Origin of the sequence: Herbaspirillum sp. CF444 (genome assembly GCF_000282135.1) — a bacterium.
Taxonomy (GTDB): Bacteria; Pseudomonadota; Gammaproteobacteria; order Burkholderiales; family Burkholderiaceae_D; genus Herbaspirillum.
Genome location: NZ_AKJW01000017.1, coordinates 24,635 through 43,291 on the forward strand (window position 1 = coordinate 24,635; position 18,657 = coordinate 43,291).

Sequence of the window (18,657 nt, forward strand, 5' to 3'; positions counted from 1 at the left end):
TCGTCTGAATCTCGCTTTTACGCCCGTCTATCATGTCCAATGTTTCTCCTGTCGTACCCCCGGTTGTCCCCAAGGTCGGCTTCGTTTCGCTCGGCTGTCCCAAAGCCCTGGTGGACTCCGAACAAATCCTGACGCAATTGCGCGCCGAAGGCTACGATACCGCCAAGTCCTATGACGGCGCGGATCTGGTCATCGTCAATACCTGCGGCTTTATCGATGCTGCGGTGCAGGAGTCGCTCGACGCCATCGGCGAAGCATTGAGCGAAAACGGGAGAGTCATCGTGACCGGTTGCCTGGGCGCCAAGAAAGACGGCGATGGCGACGATCTGATCCAGAAGATTCATCCCAAAGTGCTGGAAGTCACCGGTCCGCACGCTGTCGGTGAAGTCATGCAGGCGGTGCACAAGCATCTGCCCAAGCCGCATGCGCCGTTCATCGATCTGGTCCCGGCCCAGGGCGTCAAGCTGACGCCCAAGCATTTCGCGTATTTGAAGATTTCCGAAGGCTGCAATCATCGCTGCAGCTTCTGCATCATCCCGTCCATGCGCGGCGATCTGGTGTCGCGCCCGATTGCCGACGTCATGCTGGAAGCCGAAAACCTGTTCAAGGCCGGCGTCAAGGAATTGCTGGTCATTTCGCAGGACACCAGCGCTTACGGCGTGGACGTGAAGTTCCGCATGGGTTTCTGGAACGGCAAGCCGGTCAAGACGCACATGACGCAACTGGTCGAGGCGCTCGGCGAACTGGCTCGCCAGTATGGCGCCTGGGTCCGTCTGCACTACGTCTATCCGTATCCGCACGTGGACCAGATCATCCCGTTCATGGCGCAAGGCCACGTGCTGCCGTATCTGGACGTGCCTTTGCAGCACGCGCATCCCGATGTGCTCAAACGCATGAAGCGTCCGGCCAGTGGCGAAAAGAATATCGAGCGCATCCAGGCATGGCGCAAGATGTGTCCGGATCTGACGATACGCTCCACCTTCATCGCCGGTTTCCCGGGCGAGACCGAAGCCGAATTCGAGTATCTGCTCGACTTTCTGAAGGAGGCTGAAATCGATCGCCTGGGCTGCTTCGCCTATTCTCCGGTGGAAGGCGCGACGGCCAATCTGCTCGACAATCCGGTGCCGGAAGAAGTGCGTGAAGAGCGCCGCGCGCGCGTCATGCAGCTACAGGAAGAGATTTCCAAGAAGCGCCTGCAGGCCAAGGTCGGCAAGACCTTGCGTGTGCTGCTCGATGAAGTCGATCGCAATGGCGGTGTTGGCCGGTCCTTCGCCGATGCGCCGGAAATCGACGGCGTCGTCTACGTCAAACCGCCTTTCGAACCACACAAGAAGCTGGTCGTCGGCGAGTTTGTCGATGTCGTGGTGACGGCCGCCGATGCGCACGATTTGTGGGCGGCTGCGCAATGAGGAGTGGCGTGCTGAAGTTATTGCTGCCGCTGTTTTTGCTGATCTTCACCGCGCAGGTCGAGGCCCAACAGCCTGGCGACGCAACTGCTGCCACGATGGTAGTTCCCGGAAGCTTGCAAGACATCGTCCGCAAGCCGCTCGTGCTGCGCGGCACTTTGGGTGGCGACAAGATTCAGCTGAGCCTGCGCCCCAAGGTGGACGAGGATGGCCTGGAGGGCCAGTACTTCGTTTTCGGGCAAGGATCGCAGATCCTGCTGGCGGGCGAAGTCGACCAGAATGATTTGGTGATGGAAGAATCCCATAACGGCAAAGACGTTTCCGGCCAATGGGAAGGCAGCTTCAAGAATGGCGTTCTGAGCGGAACCTGGTCGACGCTGGATGGCTCCGTCACCAAGCCGTTTTCCCTGAAAGCCGGCGTGCAATAAGTCTTGTACGATAGTCGTCCGATTCCAAAGAAACAAAAAACACTCCGAGGCAACTGAGGTAATTCGTGGCAGAAAAACTCTCTCCGCAGACAGCGCTGGTGCATAGCGCTTACGTCCCTCCCGACAATTTTGGCGCGCTGCCGGTCGGCATCCATCATGCCTCGACCGTACTCTTCCCGAATGTCGCAGCAATGCGCGCACGCAACTGGAAAGAGAAGAGCGGCTATACCTATGGCCTGCACGGCACGCCAACGACATTCATACTGGAGGCGCGTCTGGCCGAGATTGAAGGCGGCCGCCACTGCCGGATTGCTCCCAGTGGTCTTGCTGCAATCTCGCTCGTTAATTTCGCCCTGCTCAAAACGGGCGACGATGTCCTGTTGCCGGACAACGTCTATGGTCCCAACAAGGATCAGGCCATGTGGCTGGAGCGCGACTTCGGCATAACGGCGCGTTTTTACGATCCGTTGATCGGCGCCGGAATTGCCGATCTGATCCAGGAGAATACCCGGCTGATCTGGACGGAAGCGCCGGGATCGGTGTCCATGGAAGTTTCAGACGTACCGGCGATCTGCAAGGCCGCACATGAGAAGGGCGTGCCGGTCGCTCTGGATAACACCTGGTCGGCCGGTTTGGCTTTTCCGGCCTTCGAACATGGCGTAGATATCGTCATGCAGGCACTGACCAAGTACCAGTCGGGCGGTTCGGATGTGCTGATGGGGGCCGTCATTACGCGTGACGACGACATTAACCACAAGATCGAACTGGCGCACATGCGGCTTGGTTTTGGCGTCGGCATGGACGATGTATATATGGTGTTGCGCAGTTTGCCGTCGATGCGCCTGCGCTTCGATGCGCATGATGCGGCGGCACGCCGGGTTGCTTCGTGGCTGAAGCAGCGTCCGGAAATCAGCAAGGTGCTGCACCCGGCTTTGCCGGATTGCCCGGGGCACGATATCTGGCTGCGCGATTTCTCGGGCGCCGGCGGTTTGTTTTCCGTGACTTTCGATCCACGGTTCAGCGAAGAGCAGATTGATCGCTTCGTCGACGGTCTGGGCCTGTTCAAGATCGGTTTTAGCTGGGGCGGTGCGCACAGTTTGTGCGTACCCTACCGTATGCAGACCATGCGAAAAACGTGGACTGAGCAGGGTGGCCTGGTTCGCTTCAATATCGGTCTGGAAGCAGTAGAAGACCTGATTGCCGATATTGCCCAAAGTCTGAAGCAAATGGCTGAATGATTTGGCAGTTTTCCTGTTTGCGAGGGGAATCCGACGGGTAGAATGCTTTACGCAAACAGCTCAAGGTCAAAGAAAGCGTAATAAATTGTAAAATTTCGAGTGTTGTTTCGCGATTTATTGTTACGGAACGGTTACAAGATGTGATATTCACGAGACGTGTAGTCGCTTACGGACAACAAAGTAGGAAAACGCGCCGATTTATAATTACGAAAAATATTGATATAAATTTAATTTTTGTTCTAATTTCTTTGCGGAAATTTTTTGAGTCAATACAGTACGAATCGCCTCAAAACGCAATGCCAGTGCCAACCTTGGAAAAAATTCTTGATTTTTTGAAAATTTTTGCGGTGTTTTTGTAGGACAAAATCTTACTTTTTGCCCAGGCGCTTGCTGACGAAAAATACCGACAATCACTAATTTCCCGCCTTTCCTCGCCCCCTCAGAATCAGCCTTACCGGTAAGAAAAAGTAACCGGTTGTAAATTGATTTTGAGCGGGGGTGCAAATGAATACCAATGACATGATGGCTGAAATTCGAGATGCAAATCTGAGTTATTTGATGTTGGCTCAGCAAATGATCCGTTCTGACAAAGCTACAGCCATATTTCGTCTTGGTATCAGCGACGAAATTGCCGACATGATTCAAGGTTTGAGCAATGCGCAAATCCTCAAGCTTGCCGGCACCAACATGATGTTGACGCGTTTTCGTTTCGACGATGGCGCTATCCTCGGTATGCTGACCAATTACAACAAAGATAAGGGGTTGGCTCAGTCTCACGCAGCCATTCTCATGGCTTGTCAGCCAGTCGAACAAATTTCCTGACGCTATTTCCATTCTTCGTGGTATGTTGGGGTTGCATGGTCAACCCGGGAGAATGACTCGGCGTTGATTGTTCAAAGTCGAATTGGTAGGTTGATCAGGTTGTAATGAAAAAATATCGGGGGTATTCATGGCTAAGAAGAGCGTGATAACAGAGGCGCAAGAGATTCAATTGGCAATCGAGCTGATTAATCTCGGAGCGCGTCTTCAATTGCTGGAGTCTGAAACCTCCTTGTCGCGTGAGCGTCTTCTCAAGCTCTACAAGGAGCTAAAGGGAGTATCGCCGCCGAAGGGCATGTTGCCTTTTTCAACAGACTGGTTCATCACGTGGCAGCCGAATATCCACTCCTCGCTGTTCATCAACATCCATAAGTACCTCGTCGGGTACGCCAAAATTTCCGGTATCGAAGCAGTCATGAAGGCCTACAAGCTCTATCTGGAGCAAGCCGGGCAGGTTGCCGAGGGCGATGAATCCGTCTTGTCGTTGACGCGCGCCTGGACGCTGGTGAGGTTCTTTGAAAGCAAGATGTTGACGACTACGCCTTGCAGCAAGTGCGGTGGTCATTTCGTCGTGCATCGTCTGGATTTGCATCAGGATTATCTCTGCGGGCTATGCCATATGCCATCGCGCGCCGGCAAGACCAAAAAGGCCAAGGATGCGATTGCTGCACCGATGATGGTCGAAGCATTGCCGATGGTCGCCGCGCTCGCCTGAGTTCGAATTCCGGTTTTATCGTCGTAAAATAGTCGGCTTTAATGAGGGTTTGGAGGCCGATATGGAGTCGGGGCAGCGCAGATCCCTGCTGCAGGCACCCGCTGTACAAGCTTTAATCGTCTTATGCGTAGCCTTGCTTCTGGCGCTGCTTGTCCGACAGGCTTGCGAGCATGTCTTCGGGATTGACGTATCTCCCGTTCCTTTTGCGGTTCTGCATGGCGGATTGGCCGCAGGGATCGCGTACCTTCGCCGCATGGCATCCTGGTGGATGCCGATCCTTTTCTTTTTTCCTCCCGCTGCCGTTCTGGTCAATTCGCTGCAATTGCCGCCGGTGCTCTTTCTGATCATCTTCCTGTTTTTGCTGTTGTTGTTCTGGTCGACGTTCCGTAGCCAGGTGCCGTTCTATCCGTCCGGGCGCCCTGTCTGGGATGCTGTGGCAGGGCTGCTGCCGGCCGACAGGCCGCTCAAGGTCATCGACATCGGCAGTGGCCTGGGCGGAGCCGTTCTTTATTTGTCGCGCGTCAGGCAAGACAGCAGGTTCGTCGGTATCGAGCTGGCGCCATTGCCTTGGTTGGTGAGTCATGTGCGGGCGTTGCTGACAGGGAGTCGTGGCGGTTTCATTCGTGGTGACTATACCTTGCTCGATTTTGCCGGTTATGACGTAATTTTTGCGTACCTGTCGCCAGCGGCCATGACGGCCTTATGGAGCAAAGCGCGGGCGGAAATGCGTTCCGGAACGGTGTTGCTGAGTTACGAGTTCATCATCGAAGGCGTTCAGCCGGACATCGCCGTGCAGCCGAAAGAAGGCGGCCCTGTTTTATACGGCTGGCGTATGTGAAACAAAAAAGAGCTGTGTTACATTCTTCTCACGTTATCAAGTTTTTATCTTTGGTGTCGTAATTGAAAATGAAAGCCCTCTTTCGGTCATGTATTCCATCATTTGCTTGAGAAGATTGCATGTAACCTGATAGCAGGTAAAAAACACTGAACGCCACTGGGACGGGAGCAGGCACTTGTTAGTCATAATTGGATATGTGGTCGTCATGGCGTCCGTCTTCGGCGGATTTGCAATGGCCGGGGGGCATCTGGGGGCGCTCTTGCAACCGATCGAACTGCTGATGATCGGCGGTGCGGCGGGCGGTGCTTTTCTTGTCGGTAACAACAGCAAGGCCATCAGGGCGACGCTCAAAGCGCTGCCCACGGTTTTCAAGGGGTCGACTTACACGAAAGCTCTATACATGGAGCTGATGTCATTGCTGTTCGAAATTCTGACCAAGTCGCGTAAAGAAGGGCTGATGTCGATCGAAGGCGATATCGAGGAGCCGGAGGCCAGTCCGATTTTCAGCAAGTATCCCGGCGTTCTGGCCGATCATCACCTGATCGAATTCATGACCGACTATCTGCGTCTGATGGTGTCGGGGAACATGGATGCGTTCCAGATCGAAAATCTGATGGACAATGAAATCGAAACGCACCATCACGAAGGCGAAATCCCGGTCCATTGTATTGCCAAGCTCGGCGACGGCATGCCGGCGTTCGGTATCGTGGCGGCGGTGATGGGCGTGGTGCACACGATGGAATCGGTGGGTATCCCGCCATCCGAGCTGGGTATGCTGATTGCGCATGCATTGGTTGGTACCTTCCTCGGTATTCTGCTTGCATACGGCTTCGTGGGGCCGCTGTCGAGCGTACTGGAGCAAAAGCTTCATGAGTCGACCAAGATCTATCAATGCGTCAAAGTCACTTTGCTCGCCAGCCTGAACGGTTATGCTCCCGCCTTGTCGATCGAATTCGGTCGTAAGGTCCTGTTCTCGACAGAGCGTCCTTCCTTCCTCGAGTTGGAAGAGCACGTCAAACAGGCAAAAAGCAAGTAATCCGACATGACTCGTAATCAGCAGGAGTAAGGCATGGCCGACGAAGGGCTACGTCCCATTATTGTTAAGCGCATCAAGAAGGGCGGCGGCGGTCATCACGGCGGCGCCTGGAAGATCGCCTACGCCGACTTTGTGACGGCGATGATGGCGTTCTTCCTGCTGATGTGGCTGCTCGGCTCGACCGCGAAGGGGGACCTTAACGGTATCGCTGAATATTTCAAAACACCTCTCAAAGTGGCGATGGCCGGCGGCTCCGGTAGCGGCGACGCCAATACCGTGTTGCCCGGCGGCGGTAAGGACCTGACGCGGCAGGAAGGCCAGCTGCGCAAGGGGGAGAATGACGTTGTCAGCAAACGCAGCGTGCGCGCAGCTCAAGCCGAATTGGAAAAGGCCGAGCGCTCGCGTTTGGAAGAATTGAAGAAGCGTATCGAAACGGCGATCGACAACAGCCCGACGCTGAAGCAATTCAAAAATCAGCTGCTGATCGATATCACCTCGGAGGGTTTGCGCATCCAGATCGTGGACGAGAAGAACCGTCCGATGTTCGCGCTGGCCAGCGCGCAGTTGCAACCGTACACGCGAGAGATTTTGCGTGAAATCGGCAAAACACTGAATGATGTCCCTAACAAGATCAGTCTCTCCGGTCATACTGATGCGACCCCGTATTCCAGTGGCGAAAAGGGATACAGCAACTGGGAGTTGTCGGCCGATCGGGCCAACGCCTCGCGCCGAGAACTGATTTCGGGCGGCATGGATGAGTCGAAGGTGCTGCGTGTGGTGGGATTGTCTTCTGCGGTGCTGTTGGACAAGGAAGATCCTTTCAATCCGATCAACCGCCGTATCAGTATCATCGTCATGAACAAGAAAGCGGAAGAACTGGTGCAAAATGGCGGATCATCGTCGCTGGATGTATCGTCTGATACGGACGTGAAAGACGGTCTGAGCGATCCGGCTAAGAATTAACTGGATTTTAAACACCAGGCCCAATATGAATAAGGAGGGCTTTGCATGTCGACACCTAAAATGCGGCAAGAACTCAAGCGCTTGTTGCTCGACACGGCAAGCGGCGGAAGCAGGCAATTGACGGAAGTCGAGACGGATCTGGTACAGACCAACATCTTGCTCGGCGAAGCCATCGAAAAGCTGGGATCCAGCTTCATGGAATTGCACACCGCCGTACTCGCGCAACAAAAAGAACTCGAAGTCATCATGGCCGGCAAGGGTAGCTTGTCCGCTGACGATGTCGGCCGCCTCAAGGTGATGCAGGACGAGATTACCGCGCATGTCAACGCGGCAGTCACCGGCCTGCAATTCCAGGACATGACCAGCCAACTGCTGGAGCGGATCGTGCGTCGGGTCATCGGTTTGCGCGATGCCCTGGGCGTATTGAGCGCCAACAGCTTTGAAATCACTCCGGATGGTTCGCAATCGATCGAGGACCTGGAGGGCCTGCTGAAGAATACCGTCGAGTCCATGGAAGAGCGGCTCACCGCCCTTGAAAACGGCTTGTGGAAAACAGTACGGCAAACACGGATGGAGAGCGGCGATATCGAATTGTTCTGATGCGACGCCGCCTCAATCTGCAGATTCGGCAAGGTCCACTGGTGATCTGGGAAGCAAGCTGAATTTACACGTGTGATAGTAATTTTTGATAATGGATGCGGCATAATGAGTTGGACAAACTCAGACCCGTAAACAAAGAACAGGGAGTAAAAATGTCTAAAACAATTCTTGCGGTAGACGACTCGGGATCATTGCGCCAGATGGTGGTGTTCAGCCTGAAGGCAGCCGGTTATCAGGTTACCGAAGCGGTAGACGGGCAAGATGCGCTGGACAAAGCGAAGCTGCAGACATTCGATCTGGTGTTGACCGATCAGAATATGCCGCGCATGGATGGCCTGACGCTGATTCGTTCCTTGCGCGCGCTGACCAGTTATCAACGCGTGCCCATCCTCATGCTGACCACGGAGTTCAGCGACGAAATGAAAGCCAAGGGCAAGGCTGCCGGCGCCAATGGTTGGCTGGTGAAGCCTTTCGATCCGCAGCGTTTGACGGAAGTGGTTAAAAAAGTCATCGGCTAGTGTCAATAATCAACGATAAAAAATACACCTAAAGCATCTATGACGGAGCCCAATCATGACCATTGATATGAGCCAGTTTTTCCAGGTGTTTTTCGACGAGGCCGAGGAAGGTCTTGCCGAAATGGAAAAGCTTTTGCTGGCCGTTAATGTGTCGGATCCCGACGACGAAGATCTGAATGCGATCTTTCGTGCGGCCCATTCGATCAAGGGTGGATCGGCTACGTTTGGCCTGACCGACATTACCGAAGTTACACACGTACTCGAATCCTTGCTGGATCGCATTCGCCAGGGGCAGATGGCGTTGACCAGCCAGCATGTCGACGCTTTTCTGGCGGCAAAAGATATTCTGAAATCCATGCTTGACGGTCACCGCCATGGTGCGACCGTTGATTTGGACGCTGTCGCCGATGTCCGGATGCTGTTGCAATCCTTGTCCGAGGGCGCCGGTAAAAAAGCTGCTGCACCGCAGGCGCTGGTCGGCCCGGGTGGCGTGAGCCGTTATCGCATTGAACTGCCGCAGTTGGCCGAGCGCGAACTCGAAGCGTTGCAGCAAGAGCTGGGCTTGCTCGGGAAAATCGAGAAAGCAGATGCAGAAGAAGGGCGTTGCGTCTTCATCCTGGATACCGCCAAAGGCGCTGACAGCATCCATGAAATTTGCTCCTTCCTCGTGAGCGCCGATGACCTGAAGATTTCTCAGGCCGTTGCCGCCCGCTCCAAGGAAGAAGAGCAGGGATACGGATTCTTTGCGCCGTTCGTGCCGCAGGATGCAACCGATGAAGAGCGCGGTTATGGTTTCTTCGCGCCGTTCGTGCCGGTAAACGCGACCGACAAGGAGCGTGGTTACGGTTTCTTCGAGCCATTCGTACCGCAGGGCGATATCGAGCAGGCCAAGCAGGCGGCTGAAGCTGCGGCAGCCGATCATGACGAACCGCCCGCATTGGCCGTGACGGAACATGCCGGCGAAAAGAAGGCCAAGGGCGAGAAGCCCGCAGTCCATGAATCGTCGTCCATTCGTGTCGGTATTGAGAAGGTCGATCAGCTCATCAATCTCGTCGGCGAACTGGTGATTACGCAGGCGATGATTGAGCAACGCACCGGAACGCTCGATCCGATGCTGCACGAACATCTGCTCAACAGCGTCAGCCAGCTCACGCGCAATACCCGCGATCTGCAGGAATCCGTCATGTCGATTCGCATGATGCCGATGGATTATGTGTTCTCGCGCTTCCCGCGCATGGTGCGCGATCTGGCAGCAAAGCTGAACAAGCGCGTCGAGTTCGTTACTCACGGTGCGGCAACCGAATTGGATAAGGGACTGATTGAGCGGATTGTTGATCCTTTGACCCACTTGGTGCGCAACAGCATCGATCACGGTATCGAAATTCCTGAGACGCGTCTTGCGGCCGGCAAGTCGGATTACGGAACGCTATCGTTGTCGGCCGAGCATCAGGGGGGAAACATCATCATCGAAGTCACCGATGACGGCGGCGGTTTGAACCGCGAGCGGATTCTGGCCAAGGCCAAACAGCAGGGTATGGCTGTGTCGGACAATCTCAGCGACAGCGACGTCTGGCAATTGATTTTTGAGCCTGGTTTTTCGACTGCCGAGCAGGTGACGGATGTTTCCGGTCGCGGCGTCGGCATGGATGTGGTCAAGCGCAATATTCTGGCCATGGGCGGCGCTGTCGATATTCGTTCCAGCAAGGGGTTCGGTACGACAATTTCGATTTCCCTGCCGTTGACCCTGGCGATTCTGGACGGCATGTCGATTCGCATCGGTCACGAAATTTATATCTTGCCGCTTGGCTATGTGGTCGAGTCGTTGCAGCCGGCAACGCAAGACGTCAAGGAAATCAGCGGGCAGGGCAAAGTCATCAAAGTCCGTGGCGAGTATTTGCCACTGCTGCCGCTGTATCAGATTTTCAATATTGAATCGACTTTTACCGACCCATCCCAGGGTTTGGTGGTCATTCTGGAATCCGATGGCAAGAAAGCTGCATTATTCGTCGATGATTTGATTGGCCAGCAGCAAATTGTTGTCAAGAACCTGGAATCCAATTATCGTAAGGTAGCAGGGATTTCTGGTGCTACTATTCTGGGTGACGGCGGTGTAGCCTTAATCATAGATGTTGCCGCTTTGCTACGATCCAGTCGGCAGCTGAGCGATGAATCCGTATTTTCCTGATTTTTTATAAGGGCCATTTATCATGTCAGACAACATGTCGAAAACAATTTCCGGCTTTGGCGAAAAAGCCGACAGCGCAGGAAATGAATTCCTCGCCTTTACCTTGGGCAAGGAAGAATACGGTATTGATATCCTGAAGGTTCAGGAAATTCGTGGTTACGAGGCCGTGACCCGCATTGCCAACTCGCCGGATTTCATCAAGGGTGTCGTCAATCTGCGCGGCATCATTGTTCCTATCGTCGACATGCGCATCAAGTTCCAGTTGGGCGAACCGACTTACGACCAATTCACCGTCGTGATCATCCTGAACATCTCCGGCCGCGTGGTCGGCATGGTGGTGGACAGCGTTTCCGACGTGATCACCCTGTCGCCTGAGCAAATCAAGCCGGCGCCTGAGATGGGCACCACATTTGACTCCGACTACCTGATCGGTCTGGGCACACTGGATGAGCGCATGCTGATCCTGGTCGATATCGACAAGCTGATGTCCAGCGCCGATATGGGCCTGATCGAGAAGCTGGCAGCCTAAGCACCAGCCAACGTACGGCTCAGAAATACGGGCACATGCCGCATGGCTCTGCGGTGTGTGCCCGTATTTTTTTGTGGAGCGGGAATGGCGGGCTCCGGGAGCTCTGACGAAGGGCGAGGTTTCAGGCTAACGGCCGACATGCGCAATGGATGACGCATATCGGTCGAATGAAGCAGATGGATTTAATGGAAGTGTTCTGTCGACGCAGGCGCATCTTCCGGCATTTCCGCGTGCACCAGATCGCCATCGGGCGCCGGGAACAAGGGCGTGCCGCAATCATCGCAGAACTCCATTGTGTAGCGTTCCGCATGCAGCTTGATGTGGACGATGCCGCACTCGCGCAAGACCTCCAGAATCTCTTCTATCGGCGTTTTGGCGCTATCCGGAGCGGATAAGTCGCGCACTTCGTCGCCGTCTTCCTGCTCGTACAGCGGCCATACAATGCCGTAGACGATACCGTCGTCGTCGCCAAGGTTGAATCCGATGCGATACTCATCGATCTGGCCATTGATGTTTTCGCAGAAGCTGCCGATGTTGGCATGCAGCTCCGACGAGGCGACGCCCAGTGTCTGGGTGAGGTAGTGATCGGCGGCGCGGATCGCGGCAGGGCGGATGCGTTTGTCGGCTTCGCGGCAGGCGAAATAATAAGGTTGAGGCAGCAACAACTCCACATTGCAGCCTGGCAGAAAGCGCGTCAGCAGCGGCGTTGCCTGAGTCGTCCAGGCTTTGAGCGCAGCGGCTTTCTCGTGGATGACCGAAGCTTGCTCGTCCATCTGCCAGCGGAACAGCGGGGCGCCGGTCGGCACGGCCACTGCAGCAATCATGTAGCGGGTATCGGCCAGGAAGGGGGCGGTCGGCGTTTGTTCCAGCGCGAGCTGGGGCTGGCTTTGCTTGAGGGCGGCCTGGCCCATGCGCTGGGTCAGCGCGAAGACGTCGGCGTGATGGCGCGGCAATTGCTCGATGGCATACAAGGTCGGCGCCAGTGCCAGATGGACGTTGTCCGCCAGAACGTGGGCATGCAGGTGTGCGAACAGGCCGTTGCGCACATCGGCCGGCAGGTTGCCGGAGGCGATACTGAAGCGCGTCCAGGCCAGTGCCGGCAGCGCCAGCAATTGCACGCTATAGAGTTTGCCATCATATTCGAGCGCGCATGCTTCGCTGTTGGCTTCAACAGCCTCGACCAGCACGTCGTAGGCTTCCAGGTCGGATTTGAACAGATGGTCCAGCGCGGCATCGATCATGCCTTGATGCGCGCTTTTCAGTTGTTTGTGCAGCAGCAGATCGAGGGATCGCTCCCAAGCTCTTTCTTCCAGGCGACTGGTGGAGCCGGCGACCGCTTGTGATGAATTGACCAGGCGCTGACTTTCAGCGGACAACCTGGAGGAGGAACGTTTGGCGGGGCGGCGCATGATGAAATATCGACAATCAAATGGTAGGAATCCCTATTGTAGTTGATTCGACATCGCCTCGGGGATTGCCGTCCGGCATGTACTTTTTCCAACCTCGGGAAGAGGCTGCTCAATGTGTTCGGACAATGAAAAACGCCGGTCGAAACCGGCGTTTTTTGTTTCCTGCACACCCCGCGCGAGGCGGGGCGATTTTGCTGGTAGCTTGCTGGCGGCCTCTTAAGCAGCCAGCAGTTGACGCAACACGAATGGCAGAATGCCGCCGTGCTTGTAGTAGTCCACTTCGATCGGCGTATCGATGCGCAACAGCAGTTTGACTTCCTTGGTCTCACCGTTCTTGCGATGGATCACCAGGGTTGCTTCCTGCTGTGGCTTGATCTCGCCTTCCAGGCCTTTCAGGTCGAAAGTTTCTTCTCCCGTGATGCCCAGCGTCTGGACACTGTCGTTGCCGATGAACTGCAGCGGCAACACGCCCATGCCGACCAGGTTCGAGCGGTGGATGCGTTCGAAGGAGCGGGTGATCACAGCCTTCACGCCCAGCAGTTGCGTGCCCTTGGCAGCCCAGTCGCGCGAGGAGCCCGTACCGTACTCTTCGCCGCCGAACACCATGGTCGGCACGCCGTCGTTGACGTACTTCATGGCTGCATCATAGATCGCCATTTGTTCGCCGCTTGGCTGGTGAACAGTCACGCCGCCTTCAACGCCTGGCACCATCAGGTTCTTGATGCGCACGTTGGCGAAGGTGCCGCGCATCATGATTTCGTGGTTGCCGCGGCGCGAGCCGTAGGAGTTGAAGTCCGCCTTCAACACGCCGTTGGCTTGCAGCCACTTGCCGGCTGGGCTGGAGTCCTTGATCGAACCGGCCGGGGAGATGTGGTCGGTGGTGATCGAGTCGCCGAATACGCCCAGGGCGCGTGCGCCGGTGATGCCGGTCGCAGCAGCCTTCGGCACTTCGGTGAAGGATTCGAAGAATGGTGGTTCAGCGATGTAAGTCGATGTCGGCCAGTTGTAGACTTCGCCCTTGGCGACGCCCTTGATGGCTTCCCACAGCTTGCCTGGCGCGCCCTTGACGTCGGCGTAGTTCTCTTTGAACACCTTGGCGTTCATCGCAAACTTCAGCAGCTTTTCGATTTCTTGCGAAGTCGGCCAGATGTCGCCCAGGAAGATTTCCTTGCCGCCCTTGCCCTTGCCGACCGGTTGCGTCATCAGGTCGACGTTGACGTTGCCGGCGATGGCGTAAGCCACGACCAGCGGAGGCGAGGCCAGGAAGTTCGAGCGGATGTTCGGGTGAATACGCGCTTCGAAGTTGCGGTTGCCCGACAGCACGGCGGAAGCCACGATGTCGTTCTTGACGATGGCTTCGTTCATTGCCGGCGTCAGGTCGCCGGCGTTGCCGATGCAAGTGGTGCAACCGTAAGCAGTCACGCCAAAGCCCAGTTTTTCCAGGTAGCCCAGCAGGCCGGCTGCTTCCAGGTATTTGGTCACGACGCGCGATCCTGGCGCCAGCGACGTCTTGATGTGCGGAGCAACCTTCAGGCCGGCTTCCACAGCCTTCTTGGCCAGCAAGCCGGCGGCCAGCAGCACGCTTGGATTCGATGTGTTGGTGCACGACGTGATCGCAGCGATCAGCACGTCGCCGTTCTTGACATCGACGCCGTCGGCGTTGGTGTATGCCTTCGGCAGATCTTCGATCTTCTTGTTGAAGCCGTTTTCAGCAACAGGCTTGACGAACAGGTCGGCGAAGGTCGACTTGACGTTGCCGATTTCGATACGGTCTTGCGGACGCTTGGGACCAGCCAGCGACGGTGCAACGGTGCTCAGATCCAGCGACACTTCGCTGGTGTAGTCGATGTCGCCTGCCTTTGGAATGCCGAACAGGTTCTGTGCCTTGAAGTAGGATTCGAACGCGTCGATTTCCGCCTTGGTGCGGCCGGTGCCCTTGAAGTAGTCGATAGTTGCTTCATCAACCGGGAAGAAGCCCATGGTCGCGCCGTATTCCGGCGCCATGTTGGCGATGGTGGCGCGGTCGGTCAGCGACAGCGACTTGGTGCCTTCGCCGAAGAATTCGACAAACTTGCCCACGACCTTGGTCTTGCGCAGCAGTTCGGTGATGGTCAACACCAGATCGGTTGCCGTACAACCTTCGCGCAGGGCGCCGGTCAGGTGCACGCCGACGACGTCCGGTGTCAGGAAGTAGACCGGTTGGCCCAGCATGCCGGCTTCCGCTTCGATGCCGCCGACACCCCAGCCGACCACGCCGATGCCGTTGATCATGGTGGTGTGCGAGTCAGTGCCGACCAGGGTGTCAGGGTAGTAGACGCCGGTCTTGTTGTGTACGCCGCGCGCCAGGTATTCCAGGTTGACCTGGTGGACGATGCCGAAGCCCGGCGGCACGACGCCGAAGGTGTCGAATGCCTGCATGCCCCATTTCATGAACTGGTAGCGCTCGTTGTTGCGCTCGAATTCCAGTTTCATGTTCAGGTCCAGCGCTTTCTTTTCGCGGAAGTGGTCGATCTGCACCGAGTGGTCGACAACCAGGTCTACCGGAACCAGCGGTTCGATGTTCTTCGGGTTCTTGCCCAGCTTGCTGGCGACGTTACGCATCGCGGCCAGGTCGGCCAGCAATGGAACGCCGGTAAAGTCTTGCAGCACCACGCGTGCAACCACGAACGGGATTTCATCGACGCGGGCAGCCTTGGCGCCCCAGCTCGCCAATTGCTTGACGTGCTCTTCGGTCACCTTCTGACCGTCGCAGTTGCGCAGGACGGATTCCAGCACGATACGGATCGACACTGGCAGACGGGAGATGTTGATCCCGAGTTTCTTTTCCAGGGCGGGCAGGGAGTAGAACTTGCCTTTCTTGGAACCAGAAATCTTGAATTCCTTTAGGGTGTTCAATGTGTTGCGGGACATGGCCTCTTCTCCTTAGATTACGGATGGTATAAGTGTTTGCTTGTGCTGCGAAACCAGCGAAACCAGGTTGCGCAGCTAATACGGGACTGCTTTACTAAATGGATTCGTGCTGAATCCTGATACCTGTTTGCTGCTTAGCTCTTCGGTGCCGCTGCTGCCGGCGCCTGAGCCGTCGGCAGTTCTACGTTCTTGCATTCGTTCGCCAGTTGCTGACCCTTTTTGGAGTCCAGCAGGATGCCCTTGGCAGGGATGCCGATCCAGACCAGGCCGACCTTGCGGTTTTCAAAACGGTTGGCGCCGGTGGTGGTCACGACGCGGGTCAGGCGGTTGATGCGCTTGTTCCAGCGAATGGCGATGTGCTTGTCGTCATCGTCGTTCTTGTAGATGGTCAGCTTGTTGCCCATTTCGCAGCTGAAATCAGCCGACTTGGTGCCGCCGATTTCCGGTTCGTTTTCATCGTCGTCCATATCGGAGGACAACGGCATTTTTTCAACAGGTGCGGCAGCAGCCTTGGCAGGTGTTTTCTTCTTGACGGTCTTTTTTTCTTTTGTCGTGGTCGTTGCTGTTTCGGCGAATGCTTGCGGCATGCCGACGGCGAAGAGGGCGCTTGCGAGTGTCAGGGCGGTCAGGTATTTTTTCATCGTGCGTCGATCAATGTTCAATGTTGCAGGGTGGTTGAAATCGGAGTGGTCGTTGCCGCTGTTCTGGTCTCTGCAAACCAGTCCGCAACTGCCGCGGGTAAGGCAGCGCCGCCGGCATGACCGCGCTGCAGGATGCTCCAGTAATAACGATAACTTGCGCGGTCGTGCAGTGTGCCGTCGTGTTGAATCGGTCCCCATTGCACGTCCCTGGCTTTAAGCAGGATTTGTGCCGCTTCGCCGATTTCATCGTCGGCCGGGGACAGGGTTTGCACGATCGCCTTGATCTGGTTCGGATGGATGCTCCACATCCGGGTGTAACCGAATTCGTGCGCCGCACGGCCGGCGTCGTTCGTGACCACGGCGGCATCCTTGATGTCGGTGGTGACGTTATGCGACGGCACTTTGCCGTGTGCATGGCAGGCGGCGGAAATTTCCAGTTTGGCGCGCGCCACCAGCGGGTGCGTGAACTGGCCGGGCGAGCGCATCGCCGCGCTCGGGATCGCACCGTAGTGCGCCGACACGAAATCCATCACGCCGAAGGACAGCGACTCGACTTGCGGCAGCGCTGCGATCCGGTGCACGTCTTCCAGGGCGCCGTGGGTCTCGATCAGCACATGCAGCGGCGGCGTACGGCGGCCGGCTTCGCCGGTGTGGCGGGAAATGGTGGCGATGGCACGTTGCACGTCGGCCAGACCGTCCGCCTTGGGCAGCATCAGGTAAGCCAGTCGCGACGCAGCGCTAGCGCAGATCGTCGCGACATCTTGTTCGAAAAAGGGGCTGGTGACGTCATGCACGCGGGCGCCGATGCGGTCGAAGCGATTGTCGTCGCCGGCGATCAGGGCGCCCACCAGTTGCGCGTGCCCGGCTTCGTTGCCGGCGCTGGCGCCGTCTTCGCAGTCGAGGGTGATATCAAAAATCGGGCCGAGCTCTTGTTGCAGGGCAATCGACTTGCGCATCAGCTTTTCAGAGCCGGCGTAATGATCGCAGACCGGTATCGAGACCGGTTGTCGGGTGCCTGGGAACAAGACCTGGGTGGGATGCATTGCTGCTGAATTCCGAATGTATGCAAAATTTACGCGGCGGCTGCATGAGCCCGCCGCGTGCTGGTCAATTAGCCGACCAGGTGTTTGACGCCTTCACGCTCTTCCGACAATTCCTTGAGCGTGATGTTGATGCGCTCTTGGGAGAATTCGTCGATTTCGAGGCCTTGGACGATCTTGTATTCGCCGTTCTCGGTGGTGACCGGGAAGCCGAACATGGTGCCTTCAGGGATGCCGTAGGAACCGTCCGATGGAACGCCCATGGTGGTCCACTTGCCGTTGGTGCCGAGGATCCAGTCATGCACGTGATCGATCGCTGCATTGGCTGCCGAAGCTGCCGAGGACAGGCCGCGTGCTTCGATGATCGCCGCGCCGCGCTTGCCGACTGTCGGCAGGAAGGTGTCCTTGTTCCAGACCTGATCGTTGATCAGATCCTTGACCGGCTTGCCGTCTGCAGTCGCGAAACGGTAGTCGGCGTACATGGTCGGCGAGTGGTTGCCCCAGACGCACAGCTTTTCGATGGCCGAAACCGGTTGGCCGATCTTGGCTGCAACTTGCGACAGCGCGCGGTTGTGGTCCAGGCGCAGCATGGCGGTGAAGTTCTTGGCCGGCAGATTCGGCGCCGACTTCATGGCGATGTAAGCATTGGTGTTGGCTGGATTGCCGACCACCAGAACCTTGACGTCGCGCGAAGCAACTGCATCCAGCGCCTTGCCTTGCACGGTGAAGATTTGTGCGTTGGCTTCCAGCAGGTCCTTGCGTTCCATGCCTGGACCGCGTGGGCGGGCGCCAACCAGCAGGGCGATGTCGGCATCCTTGAATGCTGTCATCGGGTCGCTGTGCGCGGTCACGCCGGCCAGCAACGGGAATGCACAGTCATCGATTTCCATGATGACGCCCTTGAGGGCCTTTTGCGCCTTTTCATCCGGGATTTCCAGCAATTGCAGGATCACCGGCTGGTCTTTGCCGAGCAGGTCGCCGTTGGCAATGCGGAAGAGAAGGGAGTAACCGATTTGACCGGCGGCGCCGGTAACGGCAACACGCTTGGGGGCTTTAGCCATGTTGAATCTCCAAAGTGGTGATAGAAAGCGTTTAATGCTGCTATGAAGCCTTGAACGGAGCCGAACTTCTTAATGCGGCCATCTCAGGACTTCTTGTCGGCATCCCGGAAGACGCCGGCAATTACTTCGTATTCTTATAGAGACTGTAATCATACCGTCGAAAAGCGCACGTGGTCAGCTTGTTTTGCCGATTTTCAGCAGAGGCCGGGCAATGCAAATCGCGCCGGTGTTGCGCGCGTCAATGCAAGTGCGGGGCGATCTGTTGATGCATGTGTTTGTTCGGGGTGTACTCGTCGCCGAATATGCCCGCGAGTGTAGGCT

The 18,657-nt window shown here is 56.5% G+C and carries 18 protein-coding genes; 12 read left to right on the top strand and 6 right to left on the bottom strand.

Annotated features, from left to right (window positions below; genetic code table 11):
- Positions 1-32 precede the first annotated feature (32 nt).
- The 3 genes from rimO (at position 33) to PMI16_RS03485 (ending at position 3,072) form a co-directional block, all read left to right on the top strand.
- Positions 33-1,409 (top strand): 30S ribosomal protein S12 methylthiotransferase RimO, encoded by a 1,377-nt coding sequence (gene rimO / locus PMI16_RS03475; protein ID WP_007876445.1) that lies wholly within the window; start codon positions 33-35, stop codon positions 1,407-1,409.
- An 8-nt stretch (positions 1,410-1,417) separates the two neighbouring features.
- Entirely contained in the window at positions 1,418-1,834 is a 417-nt protein-coding gene (locus tag PMI16_RS03480) for a hypothetical protein (RefSeq protein ID WP_157212511.1), read from the top strand.
- 65 nt (positions 1,835-1,899) lie between these two features.
- Complete coding sequence (locus tag PMI16_RS03485) at positions 1,900-3,072, top strand: cystathionine beta-lyase (protein WP_007876447.1); 1,173 nt, start codon at positions 1,900-1,902, stop codon at positions 3,070-3,072.
- Positions 3,073-3,276: 204 nt separating this feature from the next.
- Here PMI16_RS03485 and PMI16_RS25690 read toward each other — a convergent pair whose 3' ends face one another.
- Complete coding sequence (locus PMI16_RS25690; RefSeq protein ID WP_157212512.1) at positions 3,277-3,576, bottom strand: hypothetical protein; 300 nt, start codon at positions 3,574-3,576, stop codon at positions 3,277-3,279.
- Here PMI16_RS25690 and flhD point away from each other — a divergent pair, their 5' ends adjacent.
- The 9 genes from flhD (at position 3,577) to PMI16_RS03530 (ending at position 11,275) form a co-directional block, all read left to right on the top strand.
- A complete protein-coding gene (flhD, locus tag PMI16_RS03490; protein WP_007876449.1) occupies positions 3,577-3,894 on the top strand; it encodes a flagellar transcriptional regulator FlhD in 318 nt (105 codons plus the stop codon).
- Between the two features lie 127 nt (positions 3,895-4,021).
- Positions 4,022-4,606 (top strand): flagellar transcriptional regulator FlhC, encoded by a 585-nt coding sequence (flhC, locus tag PMI16_RS03495; protein WP_007876450.1) that lies wholly within the window; start codon positions 4,022-4,024, stop codon positions 4,604-4,606.
- A 61-nt stretch (positions 4,607-4,667) separates the two neighbouring features.
- Positions 4,668-5,444: a class I SAM-dependent methyltransferase gene (locus PMI16_RS03500; RefSeq protein WP_007876451.1), complete on the top strand. Its 777-nt coding sequence runs from the start codon at positions 4,668-4,670 to the stop codon at positions 5,442-5,444.
- Between the two features lie 175 nt (positions 5,445-5,619).
- Complete coding sequence (gene motA / locus PMI16_RS03505) at positions 5,620-6,480, top strand: flagellar motor stator protein MotA (RefSeq protein WP_034379069.1); 861 nt, start codon at positions 5,620-5,622, stop codon at positions 6,478-6,480.
- Positions 6,481-6,513: 33 nt separating this feature from the next.
- Positions 6,514-7,443 (top strand): flagellar motor protein MotB, encoded by a 930-nt coding sequence (motB, locus tag PMI16_RS03510; protein WP_007876458.1) that lies wholly within the window; start codon positions 6,514-6,516, stop codon positions 7,441-7,443.
- A 45-nt stretch (positions 7,444-7,488) separates the two neighbouring features.
- Positions 7,489-8,043 (top strand): hypothetical protein, encoded by a 555-nt coding sequence (locus PMI16_RS03515; protein ID WP_007876462.1) that lies wholly within the window; start codon positions 7,489-7,491, stop codon positions 8,041-8,043.
- A 152-nt stretch (positions 8,044-8,195) separates the two neighbouring features.
- Positions 8,196-8,561: a response regulator gene (locus PMI16_RS03520; protein ID WP_007876463.1), complete on the top strand. Its 366-nt coding sequence runs from the start codon at positions 8,196-8,198 to the stop codon at positions 8,559-8,561.
- 55 nt (positions 8,562-8,616) lie between these two features.
- Entirely contained in the window at positions 8,617-10,746 is a 2,130-nt protein-coding gene (gene cheA, locus PMI16_RS03525) for a chemotaxis protein CheA (RefSeq protein ID WP_007876464.1), read from the top strand.
- 34 nt (positions 10,747-10,780) lie between these two features.
- Positions 10,781-11,275 (top strand): chemotaxis protein CheW, encoded by a 495-nt coding sequence (locus PMI16_RS03530; protein ID WP_443134883.1) that lies wholly within the window; start codon positions 10,781-10,783, stop codon positions 11,273-11,275.
- A 182-nt stretch (positions 11,276-11,457) separates the two neighbouring features.
- On the opposite strand, the gene PMI16_RS03535 is transcribed toward PMI16_RS03530, so the two are convergent.
- The 5 genes from PMI16_RS03535 to PMI16_RS03555 all read right to left on the bottom strand — a co-directional run bounded on the left by PMI16_RS03535 (position 11,458) and on the right by PMI16_RS03555 (position 18,336).
- A complete protein-coding gene (locus PMI16_RS03535) occupies positions 11,458-12,684 on the bottom strand; it encodes a DUF2863 family protein (RefSeq protein ID WP_007876469.1) in 1,227 nt (408 codons plus the stop codon).
- Positions 12,685-12,900: 216 nt separating this feature from the next.
- Positions 12,901-15,594: an aconitate hydratase AcnA gene (gene acnA / locus PMI16_RS03540; RefSeq protein WP_007876471.1), complete on the bottom strand. Its 2,694-nt coding sequence runs from the start codon at positions 15,592-15,594 to the stop codon at positions 12,901-12,903.
- Positions 15,595-15,728: 134 nt separating this feature from the next.
- On the bottom strand, positions 15,729-16,235 hold the full coding sequence (locus PMI16_RS03545) for a hypothetical protein (protein WP_007876473.1): 507 nt from the start codon (positions 16,233-16,235) through the stop codon (positions 15,729-15,731).
- Positions 16,236-16,252: 17 nt separating this feature from the next.
- Positions 16,253-17,278 carry an HpcH/HpaI aldolase/citrate lyase family protein gene (locus PMI16_RS03550; RefSeq protein WP_007876480.1) on the bottom strand — a complete coding sequence of 342 codons (1,026 nt, stop codon included), beginning with the start codon at positions 17,276-17,278 and terminating at the stop codon, positions 16,253-16,255.
- Positions 17,279-17,346: 68 nt separating this feature from the next.
- Positions 17,347-18,336: a malate dehydrogenase gene (locus tag PMI16_RS03555; RefSeq protein WP_007876481.1), complete on the bottom strand. Its 990-nt coding sequence runs from the start codon at positions 18,334-18,336 to the stop codon at positions 17,347-17,349.
- Between the last annotated feature and the right edge of the window lie 321 nt (positions 18,337-18,657).

Bases quoted from the DNA above. Each gene is read 5' to 3' on its own strand.
- flhC (WP_007876450.1), top strand. From the start codon at position 4,022: ATGGCTAAGAAGAGCGTGATAACAGAGGCGCAAGAGATTCAATTGGCA.
- PMI16_RS03535 (WP_007876469.1), bottom strand. From the start codon at position 12,684: ATGCGCCGCCCCGCCAAACGTTCCTCCTCCAGGTTGTCCGCTGAAAGT.
- motB (WP_007876458.1), top strand. From the start codon at position 6,514: ATGGCCGACGAAGGGCTACGTCCCATTATTGTTAAGCGCATCAAGAAG.
- PMI16_RS03520 (WP_007876463.1), top strand. From the start codon at position 8,196: ATGTCTAAAACAATTCTTGCGGTAGACGACTCGGGATCATTGCGCCAG.
- PMI16_RS03530 (WP_443134883.1), top strand. From the start codon at position 10,781: ATGTCGAAAACAATTTCCGGCTTTGGCGAAAAAGCCGACAGCGCAGGA.
- flhD (WP_007876449.1), top strand. From the start codon at position 3,577: ATGAATACCAATGACATGATGGCTGAAATTCGAGATGCAAATCTGAGT.
- PMI16_RS03545 (WP_007876473.1), bottom strand. From the start codon at position 16,235: ATGAAAAAATACCTGACCGCCCTGACACTCGCAAGCGCCCTCTTCGCC.
- PMI16_RS03550 (WP_007876480.1), bottom strand. From the start codon at position 17,278: ATGCATCCCACCCAGGTCTTGTTCCCAGGCACCCGACAACCGGTCTCG.
- acnA (WP_007876471.1), bottom strand. From the start codon at position 15,594: ATGTCCCGCAACACATTGAACACCCTAAAGGAATTCAAGATTTCTGGT.
- PMI16_RS03555 (WP_007876481.1), bottom strand. From the start codon at position 18,336: ATGGCTAAAGCCCCCAAGCGTGTTGCCGTTACCGGCGCCGCCGGTCAA.
- PMI16_RS03500 (WP_007876451.1), top strand. From the start codon at position 4,668: ATGGAGTCGGGGCAGCGCAGATCCCTGCTGCAGGCACCCGCTGTACAA.
- cheA (WP_007876464.1), top strand. From the start codon at position 8,617: ATGACCATTGATATGAGCCAGTTTTTCCAGGTGTTTTTCGACGAGGCC.
- rimO (WP_007876445.1), top strand. From the start codon at position 33: ATGTCCAATGTTTCTCCTGTCGTACCCCCGGTTGTCCCCAAGGTCGGC.
- PMI16_RS03515 (WP_007876462.1), top strand. From the start codon at position 7,489: ATGTCGACACCTAAAATGCGGCAAGAACTCAAGCGCTTGTTGCTCGAC.